The sequence below is a fragment of the Bradyrhizobium sp. WSM2793 genome, assembly GCF_000379585.1.
GTDB lineage: Bacteria > Pseudomonadota > Alphaproteobacteria > Rhizobiales > Xanthobacteraceae > Bradyrhizobium.
The window spans coordinates 100,041-119,375 of sequence record NZ_KB902824.1 but is presented as its reverse complement, the minus strand read 5'-3'; the positions used below and the strand labels follow the sequence as shown (position 1 = coordinate 119,375).

Here is a 19,335-nt window from a genome sequence, read left to right as displayed (position 1 = left end):
AGTGGCCCTCAAGAACGTCATCGGTATCGACCACGCTGTGGTCATGGTTCAGGACCTCGACAAGGCCGCCGAGAATTATCGGCAGCTCGGCTTCACCGTGTCGCCGCGCGGCACCCACAGCGCGCATATGGGCACCGGCAATTACACCATCATGTTCGACCCCGATTATATGGAGCTGCTCGGCGTGCTCGTCGCGACCGAGCACAACGCACCGGCGCGCGCCTTCCTCGACAAGCGCGGCGAAGGCATCGAGCGCATCGCTTTCACCGCGGTCGATTCCGCCGCCGGTGCCGAGGAGATCCGCGCGCGAGGCCTGGCGCCGATCGGCCCGACCGATTTCGAGCGGCCGGTGACGCTGCCTGATGGCACCGTCTCGGCGGCCAAATTCCGCACCTTCATGTGGCCGACCGCGGAAGCGCCGGGCGGGGTGCGCATCTTCGCCTGCAAGCACAAGACGCGCGAGACCGTGTGGATTCCCGAATTGATGAGGCACGCCAACGCGGCAAAGCGGATCAGGCAGACGCTGATCGCAACGCCGGAGCCGGCAAAGGACGCCGCGCATCTCGGCCGGCTGATTGACCGCGAACCGACCGCCGAGGCCGACGGCGCGGTCACGGTGCCCTCCGGCGGCGATCGTGCCGACTTCGTCTATCTGACGCTGGACCAACTCGCCAAACGCTATCCGGGCGTTCCGCTCGCGGGCCTTTCCGAGCGCGGCGGCGCGGCGCTGGTGCTCGCCAGCGGCGACCTGGCAGCGACCGAGAAGGCCCTGGGTTCGGCAGCGGTGCGCAGCGGGCCGACGATCTGTGTGCCGCCGGCCAAGGCCAACGGCACCCTGCTCGCCTTCATTGCCGGCTGATTTGAACTAATTCTTCAACGCGTGTTTACCCGGCGGCTCTAGGATTCCCTGCAATCCAAGCCACCGGGGCCAAACGCATGTTCAAAGAGGGATCGCCGATCGCCTATGACGCGCCGGCCGAACTGAAGAAGTGGCCGTCGCTGAAGGGCGAGAGGCAGAAGGACCGAGGTCCGCCTTATCTCGTCTACAACGGCACGCTCGCCGACTGCGTCCGCGAGCTCATGGGCAAGCCGATCAAGGGCATCTCGCTCTACGACATCATGACGAAGCCGCAAGCGGCCTTCGATCAGACCGTGCTGTCGCCGGGCGATGCCGCCGAGATGGCGATGCGCAAGGATTTCCCAAAGGACTAGCAAGGACTAATTCGCGGCGCGCTTGCCGGCCGTCTTGCCCTTCTGCTTCGAGGAAGATTCCGTCGGCGCATCGAGGAAGACGACGGGCGTACCGCGCCTGGTGTTTTCGCCGAGCGTGCGGGCGTCCCAATTGGTCAGCCTGATGCAGCCGTGTGACGCCGACTTGCTGACCCGGTCGGGCTCCGCCGTCCCGTGGATGCCATAGCCCTGTGCCGACAGGCCGATCCAGTACGATCCCACCGGATTGTTGGGACCCGGCTTGATGTCGAAGGGTCTTTTGGATTTCACACTCTTGAACTTGTACTCCGGATTGTAGTGATAGGTCGGCTGCTCGTTGGTGCCGGTGACCTTCAGCGTCCCCGTCGGCGTCGGGCGATCCGGACTGCCGATTGATGCCGGGTAGAACGCGACCAGACGACCAGAGCCCTCGTAAGCCTTCAGCGTCGCGCGCGTCTTGTCGATCTCGATCCGAGCGATGCGCGGCAGCTCCCGCCGCGCCGGCACGTTGGCCACGGCAATCGCCTCGCCAGCCTTGTCGAATGACTTGCCCGGATTGAGCGCCTTCAACAGCTCTCCGCTCATGTGAAATTTTTCCGCGAGCCCTTCGAGCGGGCTGGTGTAGCTCAGCGCCTCCAGCGACTTCATGTCATCGAGCTTGGCCGGTAGCTTCTTGAGGAACGGCCCCTTCACGTCCGCGTCGGTGATCTTATAGTCGACAACGACAGGCCCCTCACTCGCTGCGGTCAGCTTGTCCCAGAGTTCAGGGGCAACGACCTTGTCGAAGGCCATTCCGTTCTGCTCGGCGAACGCCTTCATCGCCTTCTGCGCGTTCTCGCCGAACTTGCCGTCGATCTGGCCAGGAGAGAACTGCGCACGATCGAGCAGAATCTGCAGCTTCGTCACCGGCGCGTCCACCTTGTCCGCGGCCGGCTGCTTTTCCGGACGCGCGGCCTCGTTCACCGCTTTCGCATCGAGATGGCCCGCGAGCACCGGGCAGACGAACCACATCGACATCACCGCGCCAAGCAGCCACCGCCTCATGATCGCTCGTCCCATTCCAAAAATAATGATCCGCAAAACCGCGGGGAGTTTCTGTTCGGGAACACCGTAGTAACACCGAAGGAACCAACGAGACCGCAGCTTTGCCGCAATCAGACGGTTAAGAACTTCTTATCGCCGGCGCACCGCTGGCCGTTCATCCCACAGTTCGAGGTTGTCTCCGCAAATGCGATTTGTCATCGCGGCTTGCGCCGCGTTCATGATTCTGATGTGCGACCTCGATCCGTCGGCGTCCCGGCAAACATCAACTTTCGACCGCGCCGTTATTCAGAACAATCGGGCCTCCCCACTTGTTCCGGTGGTCGAGCTCTTCCTCGCAAGTGTGCAGGCCATCGAGCTCGCCAACGCGCGTGCCGCCTATGAGCAGGTGATCGAGCCGCCCCGGGCGGACGAGCCAGCCCTACAGGCGCCGGTTTCCCCGACCGAGCGATTTTGCCACGCGCTGCGCGAGGCCGCCGAGGCCAGCGGCATTCCCGTGCCATTCTTTGCCCGCCTGCTCTGGCAGGAAAGCCGCTTCAAGTCCAACGAGGTGAGCCAGGCCGGCGCCCAGGGCGTGGCGCAGTTCATGCCCGGGACGGCCGCCGAAGTCGGGCTCGACGATCCCTTCGATCCCATGAAGGCGCTTCCCGCATCGGCAAAATTCCTGCGCAAGCTTCGCGACGATTTCGGCAATCTCGGCCTCGCCGCGGCTGCGTATAATGCCGGTCCCGGCCGCGTTCAGAAGTGGCTCGCCAAGGAGAGCGAGCTGCCGCGTGAGACGCGCGACTATGTCCGCATCATCACCGGTACCAAGGCTGAGGACTGGACCGAGCGGTCCGAGGCGCTCGCGATCAGGATCGACTTGCCGCGCGAGGCGCCATGCGAGGGCATCGGCAGCCTCTCCAAGGCGAAGGATATCGCCTGGGTTCCGGTCAACCTGACACCCTCGGTCGCGACCATCATTCGCAAGGCCGAACAGCTTGCGGCGCGCCTGTCGACAAACCGGACGCGCAAGCGGTTCGTATCCCTGCTCCACAAGAACGCCTCGGCCCGTGGCAAGGCGAGGAGCATGATTGCAGCGCGCGCGGCGAAGGGCACCAAGGCTCGCGCCATCCGCATCGCGGCACGCGAACGTTCGGCGATCTGACGCACAAATCGAGAAGCCGCCCGATGGGCGGCTTCCGACGGCTGAGAACTAGTCGATCTCCTCGATCACGCGTCGTTCGCGAGGCTCGATGACATAAGTCCGGGTATCGCGATGGATGTAGCGGTACTCCCGCAGGTCGGGCGCATCCCGATAAACCGTGCTCGGAAATTCCTCGACCTCGACGCTATCAGGGACGCGATCGCCGACATGGATCTCGGTGCGTGCGGTGCTTCCGGTGGTCTGCCGTTCGCTCCGGCTCTCGGGACGCGCTTTCGCATGCTTGCGGATCGCATCGCGATCGCGGTCAGAGAACTTGCTTGCGCTACGCTCGCGGGTGGTCGACGTCGTCGTTGCCGTGGATTTCCCCGAATACGGCAGCACCGTCACGATCTTGTAGGTCGCCGGATCGACCACGACGATCTCATCCTTCACCAGCGCGAAGCTGTAGCCGCGATATTGCGGCACGATCTCGACGACATCAGGCGGAAGAGTCGAGAGGTGCACGTCGCGCGGAACGACCGTGCCGACATTCAGCGAGAAATTGACGCTGGTCAGCGGCCGGACGTTCAGATGCGAGATCGAGGTGCTGATCTTCGTCTCCTGCTGGCGGTTCAGATTGACGTTGGTCTGCGCGGCCGCCTGAGAGTTGGTTCCGGACCGCTCGCCCTGCGCCTGATTGCCGGCTGGCGCCGTCGGCGCCTGCTGAGCCTGGTTGGTCCCGGATGCAGCGGGCGCCTGCTGCGCCTGATTGCTATTGGCCGGTGGCGGATTGGACCGATCCTGCGCCTGGTTCGTGTTTGCCGGCGGCGGGTTGGCGCCCTGCTGGGTGGCGGGCTGATTACCGGTCGTGTTCGAGCTTGCCGTGCCGCTCTGCGGCCGCGAAGTGTCCGTGCTGTTCGCAGCATTGTTGGATGTGCCGGAATTGGCGGCCCCGGAGGATGGCGCGGTGCTCTGCGTCGTCTGTGCCGAGCTTCCTGTCGACGGTGATTGCTGCGGATGCGATGTGGTCTGCTGCGGGCCGGCCGCACCAGACGGTGCGGTGGTGGACGGCGCCGTGGAATTGGATTGGGATTGCGGCGTCTGCTCGGACTTGGTGGGCGATTGCGCGAAGGCGGCGTTCGCCAGCACCAGCCCTAATGCGGTGGTTGCCAACAGGCGGATCATGGTTCACTCCCTTTTATCAAATGAACGTTGGCTACTAACCTGCGCTAAAACGGCCGGTTCCACTTTTTCCCGAGACAAAGCGGACCGCTTCTGCACGGAACCTGCGATGCCATCGAAGAGTGCGGGGATCATTGCCTATCGCAAACGCCGGGCGATCGAGATCCTCCTCGTTCATCCCGGCGGGCCGTTCTGGCGCAACAAGGATCTCGGCGCGTGGTCGATCCCCAAGGGCGAATATGCGGACGAAGACGATGCGGAGGCCGCCGCGCGACGGGAATTTTCCGAGGAGCTGGGATTCGAGCTGTCCGTGCCGCTGAGCGCGCTTGGCGAGGTCAAGCAGCGCGGCGGCAAGGTCGTCACGGCGTTCGCCGCCGAGCTCGATATCGACGTGCGCAGCATCCGCAGCAACACGTTCGAGATGGAATGGCCGCCGCGCAGCGGCAAACGGCAAGTCTTCCCGGAAGTCGACCGTGCCGAATGGTTCACGCTCGAGGAGGCTCAAGAGAAGATCAACGCAGGACAACGCCCGCTGCTCGATCGGCTGGCGCAGCTGGCCGGCGGTGAATAGCGATGGAAGCAGGTGCGCTCCCTACTCCGCCTTGATGTCCGCGGCAGCGACGACCTCGGCGAGCTCCTTCGTCTCCTTCGCGATCTTCGCGGCGTACTCGGCCGGGGTCAGCACGCTGACGACCCCCTGCGAGCCGAGCTTCTCCGCGACCGCCGGATCCTTGGCGGCCGCGACGATTTCCCGGTGCAGCGTCTCCAGGATCGGCGCCGGCGTCGGCTTCGGCATGAAGAAGCCGACCCAGAACGAGATGTCGAAACCGGGATAGCCTGCTTCCGCGACGGTCGGCACATCGGGCAACGCCGGCAGCCGCTCGGCCGACGACACCGCGAGCGCGCGCAGCTTGCCGGCCTTGACCAGCGGCACGGCGGAGAGCGGATCGAACACCGCCAGCACCTCCTGGGCGAGGATGCCGACCTCGGCGGCCGAACCGCCGCGATAAGGCACGTGGATCAGCTTGATGCCGGCCTTCTGGCTCAGCAGCTCCATGGCGAGATGGGCAAGGTTGCCGTTGCCGCCCGAACCGTAGGCCAGCGCGCCGGGTGCCGCCTTCGCCGCGGCGACGAGATCGGCGACGGTCTTGATATTAGCCGTCTTTGGATTCTCCGGATTGACCACCAGCACCAGCGGCGCCGACACGACGGTGGTCAGCGGCGCGAAGTCCTTTTCCGGATCGTAGCGGATATCCTTGAATAGCGTCTTGTTGAGCGTGATGGTGGACGAGTTGCAGGCGAGCATGGTGTAGCCGTCGCCTTCCGCATGGGCGACGCCTTCGGCCGCGATCATGCCGTTGGCGCCGGCGCGGTTCTCAACCACGAAGGGCTGCCCGAGCTTGTTGCCCAAGCGATCGCCGACGATGCGCGCGACGACGTCGACCGGCCCGCCGGCGCTGAAGCCGACCATGACCTTGACCGGCCGCACCGGATATTTCTGCGCCATGGCCTCCGTCGACAGTACAGACGCACACAATCCGGCGACGACGGCGAGCAGGCGGGCGGTTCGTTGCATTGGTTCTCTCCCCAGACATCAGCAGCGCCGCTTGTGCAGGCTTGTTGGTGCGACGCATGTGAAGATCATGAATAGCGGCCATCCCGGATTTCGCAATCGCGTTTGGTCGCCGGCATTCCGCCCCACGGCACGTGTTGCATCGCTTGCAAACAAAAAATGCGAAAACAACCCCATGCACAGTAGACGGCCCCTGTCCGAACAAGGACTTACGCCAGGCAGAACTTTCGGATGTTGCGAAATCGATTTTGACTCGTCGGGCAAAACAGGGGCATAATGCCATCATCGCGATCCGCGTGAGCAATCGGCCTCCACAGCCATGTGGGCCTCGCTTCGATCGCGAACAAGCCCAGCATCGACATTTGAATACGCAACCGCCGCACGGCAACTGAGAGGTCTTCTCGCACCGGAGAGGCCTGCTCGCGCGTGCCGTGGGCTCAAGGGAGACATCGACATGACAACAGCCATGACACGCAACAGCACGACGCCAGTCGTCAGGTACGGCAGCAGGCCCGCCCCGCGGGTCAAGCTCACCGGACAACGGATCGCAATTCAGCACCCCGACGCGGAGACCGGCGAGCACTTGCTGGGCGAGGCGCTCGGTGCCGTCGATCAGGACGCTCTGCATGGCATCCTCAAGCAATTGATGAAAGCCAGCGTGATCCTGCAGAAGCCCGATGAGGACAATCTCGCCTTCATGATCTCGATGATGAAAAGCATCGCCCCGCGGGATTCCCTCGAAACCATGCTGACGGCGCAGATGGTGTCCGTCCACGTCGCGACCATGCGCTTTGCCTGCCGCCTCGCCTTCGCCGAAGGCATCCCGCAGCAGGAAGGCGTCGCACGCACATTGACCCGGCTGGCTCGCACTTTCGCAGCCCAGATGGAGGCCCTCAACCGCCATCGCGGCAACGGTGAACGTCCGATCACGGTGCAGAATCTGTCGGTGCAGGACGGCGGCAGCGCGATCGTGGGGAATGTCACGCAACAGGCACATCTGATCGCTGCCGAGCCGGGCACCGCGACAGAGGCAGGGCTGGCCCCGCTCCGCGACGCCGGCGAACGCGACCGGACCGAGGCGTTGCGAGGCACCACCGCATGAGGGCCGGTCACATCCGCAACACGCGCGCGATGGCGGCGAGCCCGCGCTGCGGCGCCGACACACGCGGCGGCCTCCCCTGCCGCGCGCCGGCCATGCGCGGCGGGCTCCGCTGCCGTATGCACGGCGGCGCCCCAGGATCTGGCGCGCCTTGGGGCAACCGCAATGCGCACAAGCATGGCGCCTTCACACAGGAGCGGATCGCGGAGCGAAGGGCGATCCGGGAACTGCTCGATGAGGCGGGAAAGCTGCTGGAGGAGATGGCGTCAGACGATCGGAGGGATCAAACCGCTTAGTCCAAAAGCCTGCCGTCAATGGACAATCATTGCCCTGCATCATGACTTCGGGAACTCGTCGCCATTTGCGACCTGTTCCTGAGGAACGACCGCCGGCGCATTTTGTTGGCGGCCTATCAGCGATGGAGATTTCCATGAGAGTCAGCGATGTCATGACTCCCGACGTGCAGCTTTGCACCCCACAGGACACCATCAAGGACGCAGCCGAGGCGATGGCGGCGCTCAATGTCGGCCTGCTGCCCGTGGCTGAATATGATCACCTTGTCGGTATGATCTCGGACCGCGATATCGCAACGCGAGGGGTCGCGATGGGCCTGGGGCCGGACGCGCCAGTGCGGAACGTCATGACCACAGACGTCAAATACTGCTACGAGGACCAGGACATCGAAGAGGTCACCCGTAACATGGCCGACATTCAGGTGCGGCGCCTGCCGGTGCTCAATCGAGACAAGCGGCTGGTCGGCATCATCGCACTCGGCGATATCGCCGGGTGCAGGCCCGGCGACGGTGCGGCGAAGGCGCTGCACGGAATTTCGCGAGCAGGCGGACAGCACGCAGGCGCGATCTCCGGCTGAAGCAGGCCGTCGCGCCTTGGAATGCCGGCGTCCCGAGCCGTACGTAGGCCGCAGCCAACCGCAATCGGACTGTGTCGCAAAGGAACTGCACAGGCCGCCCGGCTGCGCGCCGAGCCAAATCGACGAGCGTAGGAGAACCGACATGACCTGGGTCGGCGATTGGCGAAATCAATTCGGCTCCATCTTACGCATCACCGATGATGCGAACGGCCGCATCGAGGGGAATTTCGAGACCGCGCTCGACGACAGCGGCTTCTACGGCCAAGCAGTGCCCATCACCGGATTTCATAAAGGCAATTGCATCGCCTTTGTCGCAGTGGGCTCGTCTGTGACGGGCGACCGCGCCGTCTCCTATACCGGATTGCTGCGTCACAGAAAGATGGAGACCGCCTGGTTCGTGATCGCAGACCAAGCGCTGAGCGCGTCCAGAGAGGGCGACCCGGCGAAGCTCAAACCAGTGAACTGGTGGCGCGCCGTGACAACGAACGTCGATACGTTCGAACGGACCTGAAGCACGAGGAAGCGGGTCCCGTTGGTGCCATTGCCGCCCGTCCTTGGGCGCCCGTCCTTGCCGTCGACAATTGCGCGAGGCGTTCACCCCGCACATCACCGGTTGCCGGCCGAAAAGCTAGCGCGGCGCGCTTGTCGGATCGACTGGGGAAATCTGCAGCCCTGCCTCATCCAGCGCCTGGGCAATCTGCTTCGCCAGCAGCTTGGCCTCTTCGGTCCCGATCTGCGCGTCGGGATGTCCCTTGAAGAACGCGCAAATGGTCGTGGCGATGATGGTATTCACCTGGTGCAAATCATCCATTTGATGCACGCGAAGTTGCCAAATAATTCACCCAGACAGGTGGCGCGTCGGCTAGTAGAAAAGAGAGCGGTCAACGCAAGCCAAAGAATGACAGAATGGCCGCGATCACGACAATGAGTCCTACGAGGTAAATCAGGCCGTTCATTGCAGTTCTCCTTTTCTATGGAATGACTGAATCTATCCGGGGAACGTGAGGCCACTCTTGGCGCTGCACTGCTCCGCCGGTTCGAGCTTTTCGAGCTGAACTTCCTTCTCTATGGCCGTCAGAGAGTTGCCGATCTTTTCGACGATCCTGATCAGATCGGCATCGGAGATCTTGAGGCGCCTTCGAACGGACTTGACCTGCTTTGCGTCCGCAAGATCAAGCGTCGTGCGAATGACCCGTGGCGGCCTTGAGCACAGCATGAGCAGGTCTCCTTGCTAGAGTAAGAGCGATGATGTCCGTTTTGTTCCGATTCTTCCCGAACAGCGCCGGCACCGAATGATGGAATAAGCGAAACGGCGACGAGAGCGTCACGATCGACAGAAGGATGTGTAGTCGGGGCGGAGAACTTCGACTGCGCCGGAAGCCCATGCACACAAGCAGAAGTTGATCCAGGCCGCTCCGCCCCTCGATCCGTTGGCATTTGCGGGCCGATGCGTCGCAGAGATCGACAGCGGCAGCTTCAGAGGGCGCCTCATCCTCGCGGCGCGCTCGCCGCGCCTCGAACGGTTTCGAAGTTGGCACGCTGCAGCGCGGCTCGTCTCTCCGCGATGGCGCTGCTCAACAGGCCGAGCACCAGACCGAATGCTGCGAGTTCCTCCTCTTCGATAGCGCCGTCGTCGTAGCATTCGAGCGTTTCAGCTATGATGGCGTCGGCCTCGCGCTGCAGAACCAGAAGCTCCTGGCTCGATCCCGCGGTTCGCGCGCTGGACACCATGGCCAGGATTCTCTTGCGATGGTCGTTGGTTTCCTCTCTTTCGTCGCGATTCAAATAGCGACGCAACCAGGCGGCGGCCGAGCCGATCCCGGAAAGAAGCAGCAGCCCGAACCAGAAGTAATCGCCGTATCGGTCGAGGAAGGTACGTTCGTTGCCGTCGATGACAGCCGCCGCTCCCCGATGCACCGGCAGCTCCGTGTCCTTGTCGACATCAGGCTTGGTAATATGCGCAGCACCCGGGACCTGTCTTGCAATCGCCTGGCGAACGGCAAAGAGCTGGCGGAAAAAGGCGGCGACTGTCGTTTCAGGCAGGGACTTTCTCCCGACGATGAGGTGGCTGACGCTGACGGTTTCGACCTTGTCACCCGGCCAGGCCGGATCCGGCTTGAAGACGCTGGGCGGAATTTCCTCCGATTCATACCGCGGATGCTTCAGGGCGATCGCTTCCGATGTCTCGATGGCGAGAAATCTCGGCTCGCCGCGCAGGCGCGCCGTTGCAGCCACGGCATCGGACGTGATTTTGCTGTCGAGCGGCCCGACCGCCATGAAGGCATCGATGGTCAGATCGCGTGCCAGCTCCTCGGTCTGGTCCGTGCCGAAGTGTGTCACGACGACCTTGTCCGCCTCCACTCCGGAGGCGCTCAGGATGACGCGTAGCAATGCGGCATTTGCCGGGGTCCGGCCGATCACGCCGACACGGCGCCCTGCGAGATCGGCGACCTCCTTGATTCTCGGCAAGGGCTTTCTTTTCGAGCTCTTGCCGGCGGCTCCAGACGGAGTCCACAGCACGACGAAGTTCTTGCGCACGACGGCGACGGTCTGTGCCTCGGCGGGCATGTCCAGATCGCCGCGGCCGACGGCAAGGTCGGCCTTGCCTGCCCCAAGCAGGGCGAGAGACTCCACCGCCCCGTCGGTTTTGACGGGAAGCAGCCTGACAGTGCGGCTTTCGCTCGCGAAGGCATCGGCCATCGCCTGAATGACTTTGTCGTCATCGCTGCCGGGTGGTCCAACGGCGATCCGGAGGACGTCCGGCCGCAACGCATAATAGAGCGCGCCCGCTGCGGCGGCAAAAATGAGAAATCCAACGGCGAGGACCAACAGTAAGGAATTGCTTCTTCTCCGCTCGCGGCGGGCCGCCTCACTGGTCGTTTTACTCGGACTCTCGGACGAAGACATGGCCGCCGCCAACCGCAGATCGGGGTTCTCCCTGTTCCGCAGGATACCACGTTTTCCCGGGAACAATCTCTGGCTTCCGGCCTGGTCCGTACGCGCGAACGGTGACGAGGATCGCGATTGCGTTGGTTCGGCCCAGGGCGCCGCTTCAGTTCATGGCGTTGCCTTCAATCGCGTGAAGTTTCCGTGCCTTTGCGGCTCCCGCAGCGGCGTGCGGGTCGAAAAGCTGGCGGGCCCGGAACTTCCCGAGCCGGCACCGCTTTGAATTCAGCAAACGAAAGAATTCGCCATGGCCTCCGAAACGGAACTTAAATTCCGCGTTGCGCCGCGAAAATTGTCGTCAGTGTTGCGGACGGGCGGTTTGAGTGGGCGGCGCGGCGACCAGTCCGAGCAGTCGCTCGTGTCGACCTACTACGATACGACCAAGCACAAGCTCAGGCGCCATGGCCTGACGCTGCGCGTCCGCAAGATCGAGGGGCGCTACGTGCAGACCGTGAAAGCCGGCGGCACGGATGGCGTGAAGCGGGGCGAATGGGAGCACGAGGTTTCCGGTGCACGTCCCGACCTGAATAAGACGGGACACACGCCGCTCCGGGATCTTGCGACGCGAAAGCTTCCTCGCAAGCTGAAGCCGGTCTTCCAGACCGACATTCATCGACTGGCGCAGGCGCGACGCGTCCGGAAGAGCCAGATCGAACTGGCGGTCGACCGTGGCCGCATCAGCGCCGGTCACCGGTCGCGGCCCGTCGCCGAGTTGGAGCTGGAACTGAAGTCCGGGCATGTCGCGGACCTGTTCCGCCTTGCCCGCGATCTCGAACGCAAAACCGGGGCGGAGCTCGATCTGCGTTCGAAATCCGAGCGCGGCTACCTGCTCGTCGCCGGCAGCGGCGGCGGCGCACAGCACGCCGAGCCGATCGCGCTGGAGGACGGACTCTCACCGCGCGAGGCGTTCCGCGTCATCGCACATTCGACGTTGCATCAGGTCACCGCGAACGCCGATCCGGTGCGTGAGATGGACGCCGAAGGGGTTCATCAGATGCGGGTCGGCTTGCGGCGTCTGCGTGCGGCCATCTCGCTGTTCGCTGATATCCTTCCGCGGGCCAGCACCGCGCGGATCAAGGCCGAGCTGAAATGGCTCACGAGCGAGCTGGCGCCGGCGCGTGAAATCGACGTATTCCTGAATGAGAGCATCCGGCCGATCACCGAACGGGACGTGCCGCGACGCGGCGCCCGCGCGATCCGCAAGAGGTTCTCCCGGCAACGGGTGGCGGCATTCGAGCGGGCGCGCGATGCGGTCATGTCGGCGCCTTACCGCCGCCTGCTGATCGACGTGATCGAGTGGATCGGAAGCGGACGGCCTCACGGCGATGATGACCGTTCGATCGCCGCTTACGCCGCGGCGTTGCTCGACCGGCGCATCAGGAAGGCGCGAAAGGAGGGCAAGCGCCTGCACGATCTGGATCCGATGCGGCGCCACAAGCTGCGGATCAAGATCAAGAAGATCCGCTACGCCGTTGATTTCTTCGAAAGCCTCTACGCAGATCGCGACCGCAAGGAGCTTGCAGCCCTGTCCGACCGCCTGAAGCAGATTCAATCCGCGCTCGGATCGCTGAACGACTTCATGGCGCACCGCGAGCTGGCAACGGAGGCGGCGCTGACGGCGCCACCTGCACACCGCCGCGCCCAGGCTTTCGCATCGGGCGTCGTCGTCGGCCAGGAACGCGAGGCCGCTGACGGCCTGATGAAGGACGCAACGAAGGAGCTGAGCAGGTTGCGCCGGCTGCGCGCGATGCCGAGTGCGCGAGCGTAGGAGGGCCGGCATGGCAACTGACATCGCTTGGGTCGGCAACTGGCGAAATCAGTTCGGCTCCATCTTGCCCATCACTGACGATGCGAACCGCCGGCTGCCTGTATCTCGTCCTTCCGCGCGCTGATCCCGAGACGCCACAATCCGGAATGAGGGGGTCGCGCTGCCGCCATTGGCGCCCGCCTCGTCATCATGTACGCCCATCCAAACCTTCCGGGACGGGACGCTCATGGCCACCACCGACGACGCGGGCACCGCCACCCGCACGCTGATCTTTGCACTTCTCGCGCTCGCCTGCGGCCATATGCTCTCGACCTTGTTGCGCACTATTCCCGCCGTCAGCCTCGACCTCATGGCCGCGGATTTCCACATCGAGCCGCAAGCCCTCGCCAGCCTCACCTCGATCTATCCTTTCGCCTTTGCCGCAGCGCAGATCCCGGTCGGGGCGGCGATGGACCGGTTTGGCGTGCGGCCGGTGTCGCTGAGCCTGCTCGCGGGGACCGTATTCGGCGCGGTGGCGTCGGGCTTTGCCACGGGGGCTGCGAGCTTTGCGGTCGGGCAGTTCATGCTGGGCGTTGCCACGTCCGGCATGCTGATGTGCCCGATGACGCTGGCGGCCAAGCAATTGTCGGCGGGCCGCTTCGGGCTGTGGTCGGGCGCGATCCTGTCGATCGGCAATATCGGCATGCTGCTGTCGTCGAGCCCGCTCGCCTTCGTGGTTGACGCTTACGGCTGGCGCGCCGGGTTCTGGATATCCGCGGCTGGCGGCGTTGCAGTCGCGCTCGCCGTGTTCGCGCTGGTGCCGCAGCAGCCGGCCGAGCACAAGGACGATACCTCGCCGTTGTCGCAGATGATCGAGGTGCTCAGGCTCGGCCTCTCACGTCCGTTGCGCGGGCTGATTGCGCTCGCGCTGGTGTCGCTGGCAACCTCGCTGGTGCTGCGCGGCCTGTGGGGCGGACCGTGGCTGATGGACGTCAAGGGCTTGTCGCGGGTTGAGGCCGGCAATCAGCTTGGCGCATTCACCCTGGCGATGATCGCGGGGCCCCTGTGCATCGGCATGATCGATCGCAGGCTCGGCCGCCGCCGCGCGCTGGTGGCAGGCTCGCATATGGCCGGGGCGGTGCTGCTGGCGCTGATGGCGCTCGGGGCGCCGCATTACCCCGTGTCCGTTCTGTTCGGCGTGCCCGTGATGCCGCCGCAATACGACCTCGTTCTGTTTGTGCTGATCGGCCTTGCGACCTCCGCCCAGCCGCTGCTATTCGGCATGTCGCGGCAGCTGGTCGACGCGCAGACTACCGGCAAAGCGCTGGCGGCCGTGAACCTCGCCTTCTTCCTCGGCGCCGCCTTGGTGCAGTCGGTGACCGGCGCGGTAGCAGCACTCGCGGGATTGCCGGCGGTGCTGCTGTTCATGGCAGCAATGCTGGCAATCGGCGTGCTGGTCTTCCTGGCCTACACGCTGCCACTTCGCGGGACCGGCTGAGCGCTTCGCTCAACCCCATCCTTGCACGCTCTCAGAGCATCCCCGCGACCAAGCTCAGTACCTGGCGACCACCGGCCCGCCGAAGCGATAATTGACCCTGAGGGTCGCTTGCTCGACGGTCAGCCGCGAGCTTGACGTCCCCGTCGCGAAAACGCCGCCGAACCCATCAGGAACGGTGAAGGCGACGCTGCGGCGGCCGAAGTCGGTGTAGCGATATTCGCCAGCCAGGCTCCAGTTCGGGGTGAACGCCCACTCGATGCCTCCGCCGACGGTCCAGCCCCAGCGCGTGGTCGAGCCGTTCGTTGCCGTGAACGTTCCCGCCGGAATGCCGATACCCGGGCCGTTGACAACGGTGGTCCTGGAACCGCCGATCTCGGCAACGGCGGCGCCGCCGGTGACGTAGAACAGCGCCCGGTCCACCGTGACGCCGGCGCGGCCGCGGAAGGTGGCCATCCAGTCGATATGACCGAAATCGACCGTCACTGTCTGCGTCACCGGCGGCGCAAATGTCGGGGCGCCGAAGGTACGCGAAGCGCTGCCGCTGCTTCCGTTCAAGCCGGTGCCGACCGCGTCGGCTTCCACGCCGAGCACGAACTGCTGGACCTGCCAATTGTATCCGATCTGGCCGCCGCCGATGACACCGCTGTGGCGGCCGTCGCCGGGAATAATGCCCCTCTGTTCGGGAACAATCGTCAGCACGGGTGCGACCGGGGGCGGCACGCCGAAAGCGGGAAACAGCGGTCCGAAATCGCTGTCACCGGTGCCGGGAGTCCAGGCGCCGCCGACATTGGCGCCGACATAGAAGCCGGTCCAGTTGAAGATCTGCGCAGCGACCGGCACGGGTCTCGCCTTGACCGCCATATCCGCGGCATTTGCCGCCACGACACCGAACAATAAGGCACTTCCGGCAATGGCCGCGATCCGCATCGTCGTCCCCAGCATTTCGGCAAATATCGGCGCGCCGCGGCGCCACGAAACCCCCTTAAGTTAGAAGCGAATCGCAGCCGACGCTGTCACCTGACAGCAACATCCGGACACATTGTGTTCGCGCGACGCGACGCCATCTGCGGGACCATGCGCGCATGGCAACGCAGCGCCGTCCCTCATGCGTCGAGCCCGCCTTGCACAACGGCGCGCTGCAAGGGATGCTGACAAGCATCGCGCATCAAGGGAATGAACTCATGCCTGTCGACACCAAAGCCGCCACCGACCGCCTCATGCGCTTCCTCGCCGTCGAGGGCGTGACCGGACAGGAGGCGGCGATCGGGCGTGAGATCACCGCCGCGCTGAAGGACAGCGGCGTGGCGGCGAAGGCCATCCGGCTCGACGATGCCAACACCCGCATTCCGGTGCCGACCGAGACCGGCAACCTGATCGTCGACCTGCCCGGCCGCGGCGCGCTGCACAACCAGCCGCGCATCATGTTCATGACCCATATGGACACCGTGCCGCTGTGTGCTGGGGCCAAGCCGAAGAAATCGGGCCGCAAGATCGTCAACTCCGCCAAGACTGCGCTCGGCGGCGACAATCGCTGCGGCTGTGGCGTGCTGGTGACGCTGGCGGCCGAGCTCGAGAAGCACAAGCTCGACCATCCGCCGATCACGCTGTTGTTCTGCGTGCGCGAGGAGAGCGGGCTCTACGGCGCGCGTCACGTCAAGCTGGACGAGCTCGGCTCGCCGGTGATGGCTTTCAATTATGACGGCGGCTCGGCCTCCAACGTCGTGATCGGCGCGGTCGGCGCCGACCGCTGGACCGTCGAGATCATGGGGCGCGCCTCGCATGCCGGCGTCGCGCCCGAGCGCGGCATCTCCTCGACCATGATCATGGCGCTCGCGCTTGCCGAGGTGAAGGCCGGCGGCTGGTTCGGCAAGGTGGTGAAGGGCAAGCGGCAAGGCACCAGCAATGTCGGCCCCGTCACCGGCGGCGAGGGCCGCCCCGCGGGCGATGCCACCAATGTCGTCACCGACTACGTGCATGTCCGCGGCGAAAGCCGCAGCCACGACGGAAAGTTCTTCAAGGAGATCACCAAGGCCTACAAGGCCGCGTTCGAGAAGGCGGCCAAGAAGGTGACGAACGCGCAAGGCAAGTCCGGCAAGGTCAAGTTCAAGGCCGAGACCGACTATTATCCGTTCCGCATGAAGGACAGCCAGCCCGTCATCAAGCGCGCGGTCGAGGCCGTATCCGCGGTCGGCGGCACGCCGAACGTCCGCACCGCCAATGGCGGCCTGGATGCCAACTGGATGGTCCGCCACGGCATTCCGACGGTAACCTTTGGCGCCGGCCAGAACGAGGCGCACACCATCGACGAATGGATCAATCTCGACGAATACGACCGTGCGTGTGCGCTGGCCGTGCAGCTTGCGACGATGCGGTGAGTTTCCGTCTGTAGGGTGGGTTAGCCGAAGGCATAACCCACCACTGTTCGTCTCCGTGGAAGCAGAAGTGGTGGGTTACGCCGAGCACATGCGCTTTGCGCATTTGCTCGGCTAACCCACCCTACGAAACAAAAACAAGAAGGGAGGCCACATGCCGCACATCGCAAATATCGAGACCGGGCTCTACCGGATCCCCCTCCCCGTCACGCTGTCCGACTCCACCCATGGCGAGATCGCGGCGTTCGAGCTGATCACCTGCCGCATCCGTGATGCCGACGGCGCCGAGGGCGTCGGCTACACCTACACCGTGGGCCGTAACGGCGGCGCCGTCGCCGACATCCTCAAGCGCGAGATCCCTCCGCTCGTCGAGGGACGCGAGGCCGACGACAACGAGGCGATCTGGCATCACGTCTGGTGGGCGCTGCATTATGGCGGCCGTGGCGGGCCCGTGGTGCTGGCGCTCTCCGCGCTCGACATCGCGCTGTGGGATTTGAAGGCGCGGCGCGCCAAGCTGCCGCTGTACCAATTGCTCGGCGGGTTCGACGCGCGCGTGCCGTGCTATGCCGGCGGCATCGACCTCGATCTCTCCGTGGAGGCGCTGCTCAGGCAGACCGACGGCAATCTCGCCAAGGGCTTTCGCGCCATCAAGATGAAGGTCGGCCGGCCCGATCTCAAATCCGACGTCGCGAAGGTCTCCGCGATGCGACAGCACCTCGGCGACGGTTTTCCGCTGATGGTGGACGCCAACATGAAATGGACGGTCGAAGAGGCGATCCGCGCGGCGCGCGCCTTCGTTCCCTACGACCTCACCTGGCTCGAGGAGCCGATCATCCCCGACGACGTCGCCGGCCACGCGCGCATCATGCAGGCCGGCGGCGTGCCGATCGCGGCGGGCGAGAATTTGCGCTCGCTGTGGGAGTTCAAGAGCTACATCGCCAGTGGCGCGGTGTCCTATCCCGAGCCTGACGTCACCAATTGCGGCGGCGTTTCCGCCTTCATGAAGATCGCGCGGCTGGCGGAAGCGTTCAACCTGCCCGTCACAAGCCACGGCGCGCACGACATCACCGTGCACCTGCTCGCGGCCTGCCCGAACCGATCCTATCTGGAGGCGCACGGCTTCGGGCTCGACAAGTACATCGAGCACCCGCTGGTGCTGCAGGAGGGCAAGGCGCTGGCGCCGGACCGGCCCGGGCACGGCATCAGCTTCGACTGGTCGGGGCTGGCGAAGCTGGCGCCTTAGACTCGGTGTCCTAACCTCTCCCGCTTGCGGGAGAGGTCGCGCCGAAGGGCGCGGGCGAGGGCTTTCTCCTCGTCGGGAATCCCACCGCGGAGGCACCCCCACCCCGACCCTCCCCCGCAAGCGGGAGAGGGGGCGCACCTTTCCCCGCGGCACCGTCGAACCTGATCTCACGCCGACGAAGCGCGTTGCTGCACGCGAGGCATTCCAACGCGCTTGATGCGGGCCACGGATAATCCGCTATGGTGGCGGCAACCAACACTTTTGCGAAAGATCCCCTCCTTGACACCCGAGCTGCACCAGAAACTGACCGCGTGGCGCCGGCACCTCCACGCGCACCCGGAGCTGTCGCTCCAGGAGAAGGAGACCGCCGCCTTCGTGCAGGACAAGCTCATCGAGCTCGGGATTCCCTTCGAGGCGGGCATCGGCGGCCACGGCATCGTCGCGACCTTGACGCGCGGGCATGCGCGCAGCCGCGTCGGCTTGCGCGCCGACATGGATGCACTGCCGATCACCGAAGATACCGGGCTTGCCTACGCCTCCAGGACATCAGGCGTGATGCATGCCTGCGGCCACGACGGGCACACCGCCTCGCTGCTCGGCGCCGCTGCGCTGCTCGCCGCTGACAGCAGCTGGAGCGGCACGGTCGATTTCATCTTCCAGCCGGCGGAGGAAGGTTTCGGCGGCTCGCGCGCGATGGTCGCGGCCGGGCTGTTCGACCGCTTTCCGATGGAACGCGTGTTCGGCTTTCATAATTGGCCGGGCCTTGCCGCCGGCACCATCGCCGTGCATGACGGCGTCGTCATGGCCTCCGGCGGACGCATCACCATCACCATCGAGGGCCATGCCGGCCACGCCGGCATGCCGCACCTGACGCGCGATCCGGTGATGGCGGCGGGCCATCTGATCGTGGCGCTGCAATCGGTCGTCTCGCGCGGCGTCGATCCGCTCGACACCGCCGTGCTGTCGCTCTGCACCATCGAGGGCGGCACCGCGCCGAACCAGATCGCCGGACGCGTCACCATCCGCGGCACGCTGCGGTACCATCGCGAGGCGGTCAAGCACGTCATCCTCGACGGCATCGAACGGACCTGCGCCGGCATCGCGACCAGCTTTGGCGTCAAGGTGACACCCGAGATCGTGATGGGCGTCGGCGTCGTGATCAACACGCCTGATGAGGCCGCGCTTGCGCGCATCGCTGCCGAGAAGGTGCAGGCCGAGGTGCGGCGCGACCTCGCGCCCAGCATGGCCGGCGAGGATTTTGCCCACTATCTCCAGCAGCGGCCGGGCGCCTTCGTCTGGATCGGCAATGGCGAATTGCGCGACGGCGCCGAGCTGCACGGCCCGTGCTACGATTTCAACGACGCGATCCTGCCCGTCGCCTCCGGCTGGATGGCGGAAGTCGCCAAGACGGCGCTGGCGTCGAACTAG

21 protein-coding genes are annotated in these 19,335 nt (G+C 65.0%); 14 read left to right on the top strand and 7 right to left on the bottom strand.

The window, feature by feature from the left end; all coding sequences use genetic code 11:
• The first annotated feature begins 1 nt into the window (after window position 1).
• On the top strand, window positions 2-859 hold the full coding sequence (locus tag A3AS_RS0138130; protein WP_018322686.1) for a VOC family protein: 858 nt from the start codon (window positions 2-4) through the stop codon (window positions 857-859).
• A gap of 77 nt (window positions 860-936) precedes the next feature.
• Window positions 937-1,212: a hypothetical protein gene (locus A3AS_RS0138125; RefSeq protein ID WP_018322685.1), complete on the top strand. Its 276-nt coding sequence runs from the start codon at window positions 937-939 to the stop codon at window positions 1,210-1,212.
• 6 nt (window positions 1,213-1,218) lie between these two features.
• Here the strand turns inward: A3AS_RS0138125 and A3AS_RS0138120 are convergent, their stop codons facing one another.
• The gene (locus A3AS_RS0138120; RefSeq protein ID WP_026202793.1) at window positions 1,219-2,253 is read right to left on the bottom strand and encodes a L,D-transpeptidase family protein; all 1,035 of its coding nucleotides are present in this window, start codon (window positions 2,251-2,253) and stop codon (window positions 1,219-1,221) included.
• A 184-nt stretch (window positions 2,254-2,437) separates the two neighbouring features.
• On the opposite strand from A3AS_RS0138120, the gene A3AS_RS0138115 reads away from it, so the two are divergent.
• Window positions 2,438-3,397 carry a lytic transglycosylase domain-containing protein gene (locus A3AS_RS0138115; protein ID WP_018322683.1) on the top strand — a complete coding sequence of 320 codons (960 nt, stop codon included), beginning with the start codon at window positions 2,438-2,440 and terminating at the stop codon, window positions 3,395-3,397.
• Between the two features lie 48 nt (window positions 3,398-3,445).
• Here A3AS_RS0138115 and A3AS_RS0138110 read toward each other — a convergent pair whose 3' ends face one another.
• On the bottom strand, window positions 3,446-4,561 hold the full coding sequence (locus A3AS_RS0138110; RefSeq protein ID WP_018322682.1) for a DUF1236 domain-containing protein: 1,116 nt from the start codon (window positions 4,559-4,561) through the stop codon (window positions 3,446-3,448).
• 106 nt (window positions 4,562-4,667) lie between these two features.
• On the opposite strand from A3AS_RS0138110, the gene A3AS_RS0138105 reads away from it, so the two are divergent.
• The gene (locus tag A3AS_RS0138105; RefSeq protein ID WP_018322681.1) at window positions 4,668-5,129 is read left to right on the top strand and encodes an NUDIX domain-containing protein; all 462 of its coding nucleotides are present in this window, start codon (window positions 4,668-4,670) and stop codon (window positions 5,127-5,129) included.
• Between the two features lie 21 nt (window positions 5,130-5,150).
• Here the strand turns inward: A3AS_RS0138105 and A3AS_RS0138100 are convergent, their stop codons facing one another.
• Entirely contained in the window at window positions 5,151-6,134 is a 984-nt protein-coding gene (locus A3AS_RS0138100) for a tripartite tricarboxylate transporter substrate binding protein (RefSeq protein ID WP_018322680.1), read from the bottom strand.
• Between the two features lie 451 nt (window positions 6,135-6,585).
• Between A3AS_RS0138100 and A3AS_RS0138095 the strand changes: the two genes are divergently transcribed.
• The 4 genes from A3AS_RS0138095 to A3AS_RS0138080 all read left to right on the top strand — a co-directional run bounded on the left by A3AS_RS0138095 (window position 6,586) and on the right by A3AS_RS0138080 (window position 8,612).
• A complete protein-coding gene (locus tag A3AS_RS0138095) occupies window positions 6,586-7,233 on the top strand; it encodes a hypothetical protein (protein ID WP_026202792.1) in 648 nt (215 codons plus the stop codon).
• Window positions 7,230-7,526, top strand: a complete 297-nt coding sequence (locus tag A3AS_RS49925) for an HGGxSTG domain-containing protein (RefSeq protein ID WP_018322678.1) — start codon at window positions 7,230-7,232, stop codon at window positions 7,524-7,526. The genes A3AS_RS0138095 and A3AS_RS49925 overlap by 4 nt, the downstream gene beginning before the upstream one ends.
• Window positions 7,527-7,660: 134 nt before the next feature.
• Window positions 7,661-8,101 (top strand): CBS domain-containing protein, encoded by a 441-nt coding sequence (locus tag A3AS_RS0138085; RefSeq protein WP_026202791.1) that lies wholly within the window; start codon window positions 7,661-7,663, stop codon window positions 8,099-8,101.
• 142 nt (window positions 8,102-8,243) lie between these two features.
• Window positions 8,244-8,612: an avidin/streptavidin family protein gene (locus A3AS_RS0138080; RefSeq protein ID WP_018322676.1), complete on the top strand. Its 369-nt coding sequence runs from the start codon at window positions 8,244-8,246 to the stop codon at window positions 8,610-8,612.
• Between the two features lie 117 nt (window positions 8,613-8,729).
• Here the strand turns inward: A3AS_RS0138080 and A3AS_RS0138075 are convergent, their stop codons facing one another.
• The 3 genes from A3AS_RS0138075 to A3AS_RS44395 form a co-directional block, all read right to left on the bottom strand.
• On the bottom strand, window positions 8,730-8,894 hold the full coding sequence (locus A3AS_RS0138075; protein ID WP_245283389.1) for a hypothetical protein: 165 nt from the start codon (window positions 8,892-8,894) through the stop codon (window positions 8,730-8,732).
• A gap of 195 nt (window positions 8,895-9,089) precedes the next feature.
• Window positions 9,090-9,317 carry a DUF3606 domain-containing protein gene (locus A3AS_RS44400; protein WP_018322674.1) on the bottom strand — a complete coding sequence of 76 codons (228 nt, stop codon included), beginning with the start codon at window positions 9,315-9,317 and terminating at the stop codon, window positions 9,090-9,092.
• A 272-nt stretch (window positions 9,318-9,589) separates the two neighbouring features.
• Window positions 9,590-11,008, bottom strand: a complete 1,419-nt coding sequence (locus A3AS_RS44395) for a TAXI family TRAP transporter solute-binding subunit (protein ID WP_049815110.1) — start codon at window positions 11,006-11,008, stop codon at window positions 9,590-9,592.
• Between A3AS_RS44395 and A3AS_RS48695 the strand changes: the two genes are divergently transcribed.
• From A3AS_RS48695 to A3AS_RS0138055, 3 genes are all read left to right on the top strand, one after another.
• Window positions 11,007-11,270 carry a hypothetical protein gene (locus tag A3AS_RS48695; RefSeq protein ID WP_198293760.1) on the top strand — a complete coding sequence of 88 codons (264 nt, stop codon included), beginning with the start codon at window positions 11,007-11,009 and terminating at the stop codon, window positions 11,268-11,270. The two genes, A3AS_RS44395 and A3AS_RS48695, sit on opposite strands and share 2 nt — an antisense overlap.
• A gap of 24 nt (window positions 11,271-11,294) precedes the next feature.
• A complete protein-coding gene (locus A3AS_RS0138060) occupies window positions 11,295-12,815 on the top strand; it encodes a CYTH and CHAD domain-containing protein (RefSeq protein WP_026202790.1) in 1,521 nt (506 codons plus the stop codon).
• Between the two features lie 226 nt (window positions 12,816-13,041).
• Window positions 13,042-14,292 (top strand): MFS transporter, encoded by a 1,251-nt coding sequence (locus tag A3AS_RS0138055; RefSeq protein WP_018322671.1) that lies wholly within the window; start codon window positions 13,042-13,044, stop codon window positions 14,290-14,292.
• Window positions 14,293-14,346: 54 nt separating this feature from the next.
• Here the strand turns inward: A3AS_RS0138055 and A3AS_RS0138050 are convergent, their stop codons facing one another.
• The gene (locus A3AS_RS0138050) at window positions 14,347-15,234 is read right to left on the bottom strand and encodes an outer membrane protein (protein ID WP_018322670.1); all 888 of its coding nucleotides are present in this window, start codon (window positions 15,232-15,234) and stop codon (window positions 14,347-14,349) included.
• A gap of 239 nt (window positions 15,235-15,473) precedes the next feature.
• Between A3AS_RS0138050 and A3AS_RS0138045 the strand changes: the two genes are divergently transcribed.
• The 3 genes from A3AS_RS0138045 to A3AS_RS0138035 all read left to right on the top strand — a co-directional run bounded on the left by A3AS_RS0138045 (window position 15,474) and on the right by A3AS_RS0138035 (window position 19,335).
• The gene (locus A3AS_RS0138045; protein ID WP_026202788.1) at window positions 15,474-16,667 is read left to right on the top strand and encodes a M20/M25/M40 family metallo-hydrolase; all 1,194 of its coding nucleotides are present in this window, start codon (window positions 15,474-15,476) and stop codon (window positions 16,665-16,667) included.
• 151 nt (window positions 16,668-16,818) lie between these two features.
• A complete protein-coding gene (locus A3AS_RS0138040) occupies window positions 16,819-17,907 on the top strand; it encodes a mandelate racemase/muconate lactonizing enzyme family protein (protein WP_018322668.1) in 1,089 nt (362 codons plus the stop codon).
• Between the two features lie 279 nt (window positions 17,908-18,186).
• On the top strand, window positions 18,187-19,335 hold the full coding sequence (locus A3AS_RS0138035) for an amidohydrolase (protein WP_018322667.1): 1,149 nt from the start codon (window positions 18,187-18,189) through the stop codon (window positions 19,333-19,335).

Excerpts from the sequence above, each read along its gene's own strand:
- A3AS_RS0138125 (WP_018322685.1), top strand. The coding sequence starts at position 937 with ATGTTCAAAGAGGGATCGCCGATCGCCTATGACGCGCCGGCCGAACTG.
- A3AS_RS0138120 (WP_026202793.1), bottom strand. The coding sequence starts at position 2,253 with ATGAGGCGGTGGCTGCTTGGCGCGGTGATGTCGATGTGGTTCGTCTGC.
- A3AS_RS0138115 (WP_018322683.1), top strand. The coding sequence starts at position 2,438 with ATGCGATTTGTCATCGCGGCTTGCGCCGCGTTCATGATTCTGATGTGC.
- A3AS_RS0138110 (WP_018322682.1), bottom strand. The coding sequence starts at position 4,561 with ATGATCCGCCTGTTGGCAACCACCGCATTAGGGCTGGTGCTGGCGAAC.
- A3AS_RS0138105 (WP_018322681.1), top strand. The coding sequence starts at position 4,668 with ATGCCATCGAAGAGTGCGGGGATCATTGCCTATCGCAAACGCCGGGCG.
- A3AS_RS0138100 (WP_018322680.1), bottom strand. The coding sequence starts at position 6,134 with ATGCAACGAACCGCCCGCCTGCTCGCCGTCGTCGCCGGATTGTGTGCG.
- A3AS_RS0138095 (WP_026202792.1), top strand. The coding sequence starts at position 6,586 with ATGACAACAGCCATGACACGCAACAGCACGACGCCAGTCGTCAGGTAC.
- A3AS_RS49925 (WP_018322678.1), top strand. The coding sequence starts at position 7,230 with ATGAGGGCCGGTCACATCCGCAACACGCGCGCGATGGCGGCGAGCCCG.
- A3AS_RS0138085 (WP_026202791.1), top strand. The coding sequence starts at position 7,661 with ATGAGAGTCAGCGATGTCATGACTCCCGACGTGCAGCTTTGCACCCCA.
- A3AS_RS0138080 (WP_018322676.1), top strand. The coding sequence starts at position 8,244 with ATGACCTGGGTCGGCGATTGGCGAAATCAATTCGGCTCCATCTTACGC.
- A3AS_RS44400 (WP_018322674.1), bottom strand. The coding sequence starts at position 9,317 with ATGCTGTGCTCAAGGCCGCCACGGGTCATTCGCACGACGCTTGATCTT.
- A3AS_RS48695 (WP_198293760.1), top strand. The coding sequence starts at position 11,007 with ATGGCCGCCGCCAACCGCAGATCGGGGTTCTCCCTGTTCCGCAGGATA.
- A3AS_RS44395 (WP_049815110.1), bottom strand. The coding sequence starts at position 11,008 with ATGTCTTCGTCCGAGAGTCCGAGTAAAACGACCAGTGAGGCGGCCCGC.
- A3AS_RS0138060 (WP_026202790.1), top strand. The coding sequence starts at position 11,295 with ATGGCCTCCGAAACGGAACTTAAATTCCGCGTTGCGCCGCGAAAATTG.
- A3AS_RS0138055 (WP_018322671.1), top strand. The coding sequence starts at position 13,042 with ATGGCCACCACCGACGACGCGGGCACCGCCACCCGCACGCTGATCTTT.
- A3AS_RS0138050 (WP_018322670.1), bottom strand. The coding sequence starts at position 15,234 with ATGCTGGGGACGACGATGCGGATCGCGGCCATTGCCGGAAGTGCCTTA.
- A3AS_RS0138045 (WP_026202788.1), top strand. The coding sequence starts at position 15,474 with ATGCCTGTCGACACCAAAGCCGCCACCGACCGCCTCATGCGCTTCCTC.
- A3AS_RS0138040 (WP_018322668.1), top strand. The coding sequence starts at position 16,819 with ATGCCGCACATCGCAAATATCGAGACCGGGCTCTACCGGATCCCCCTC.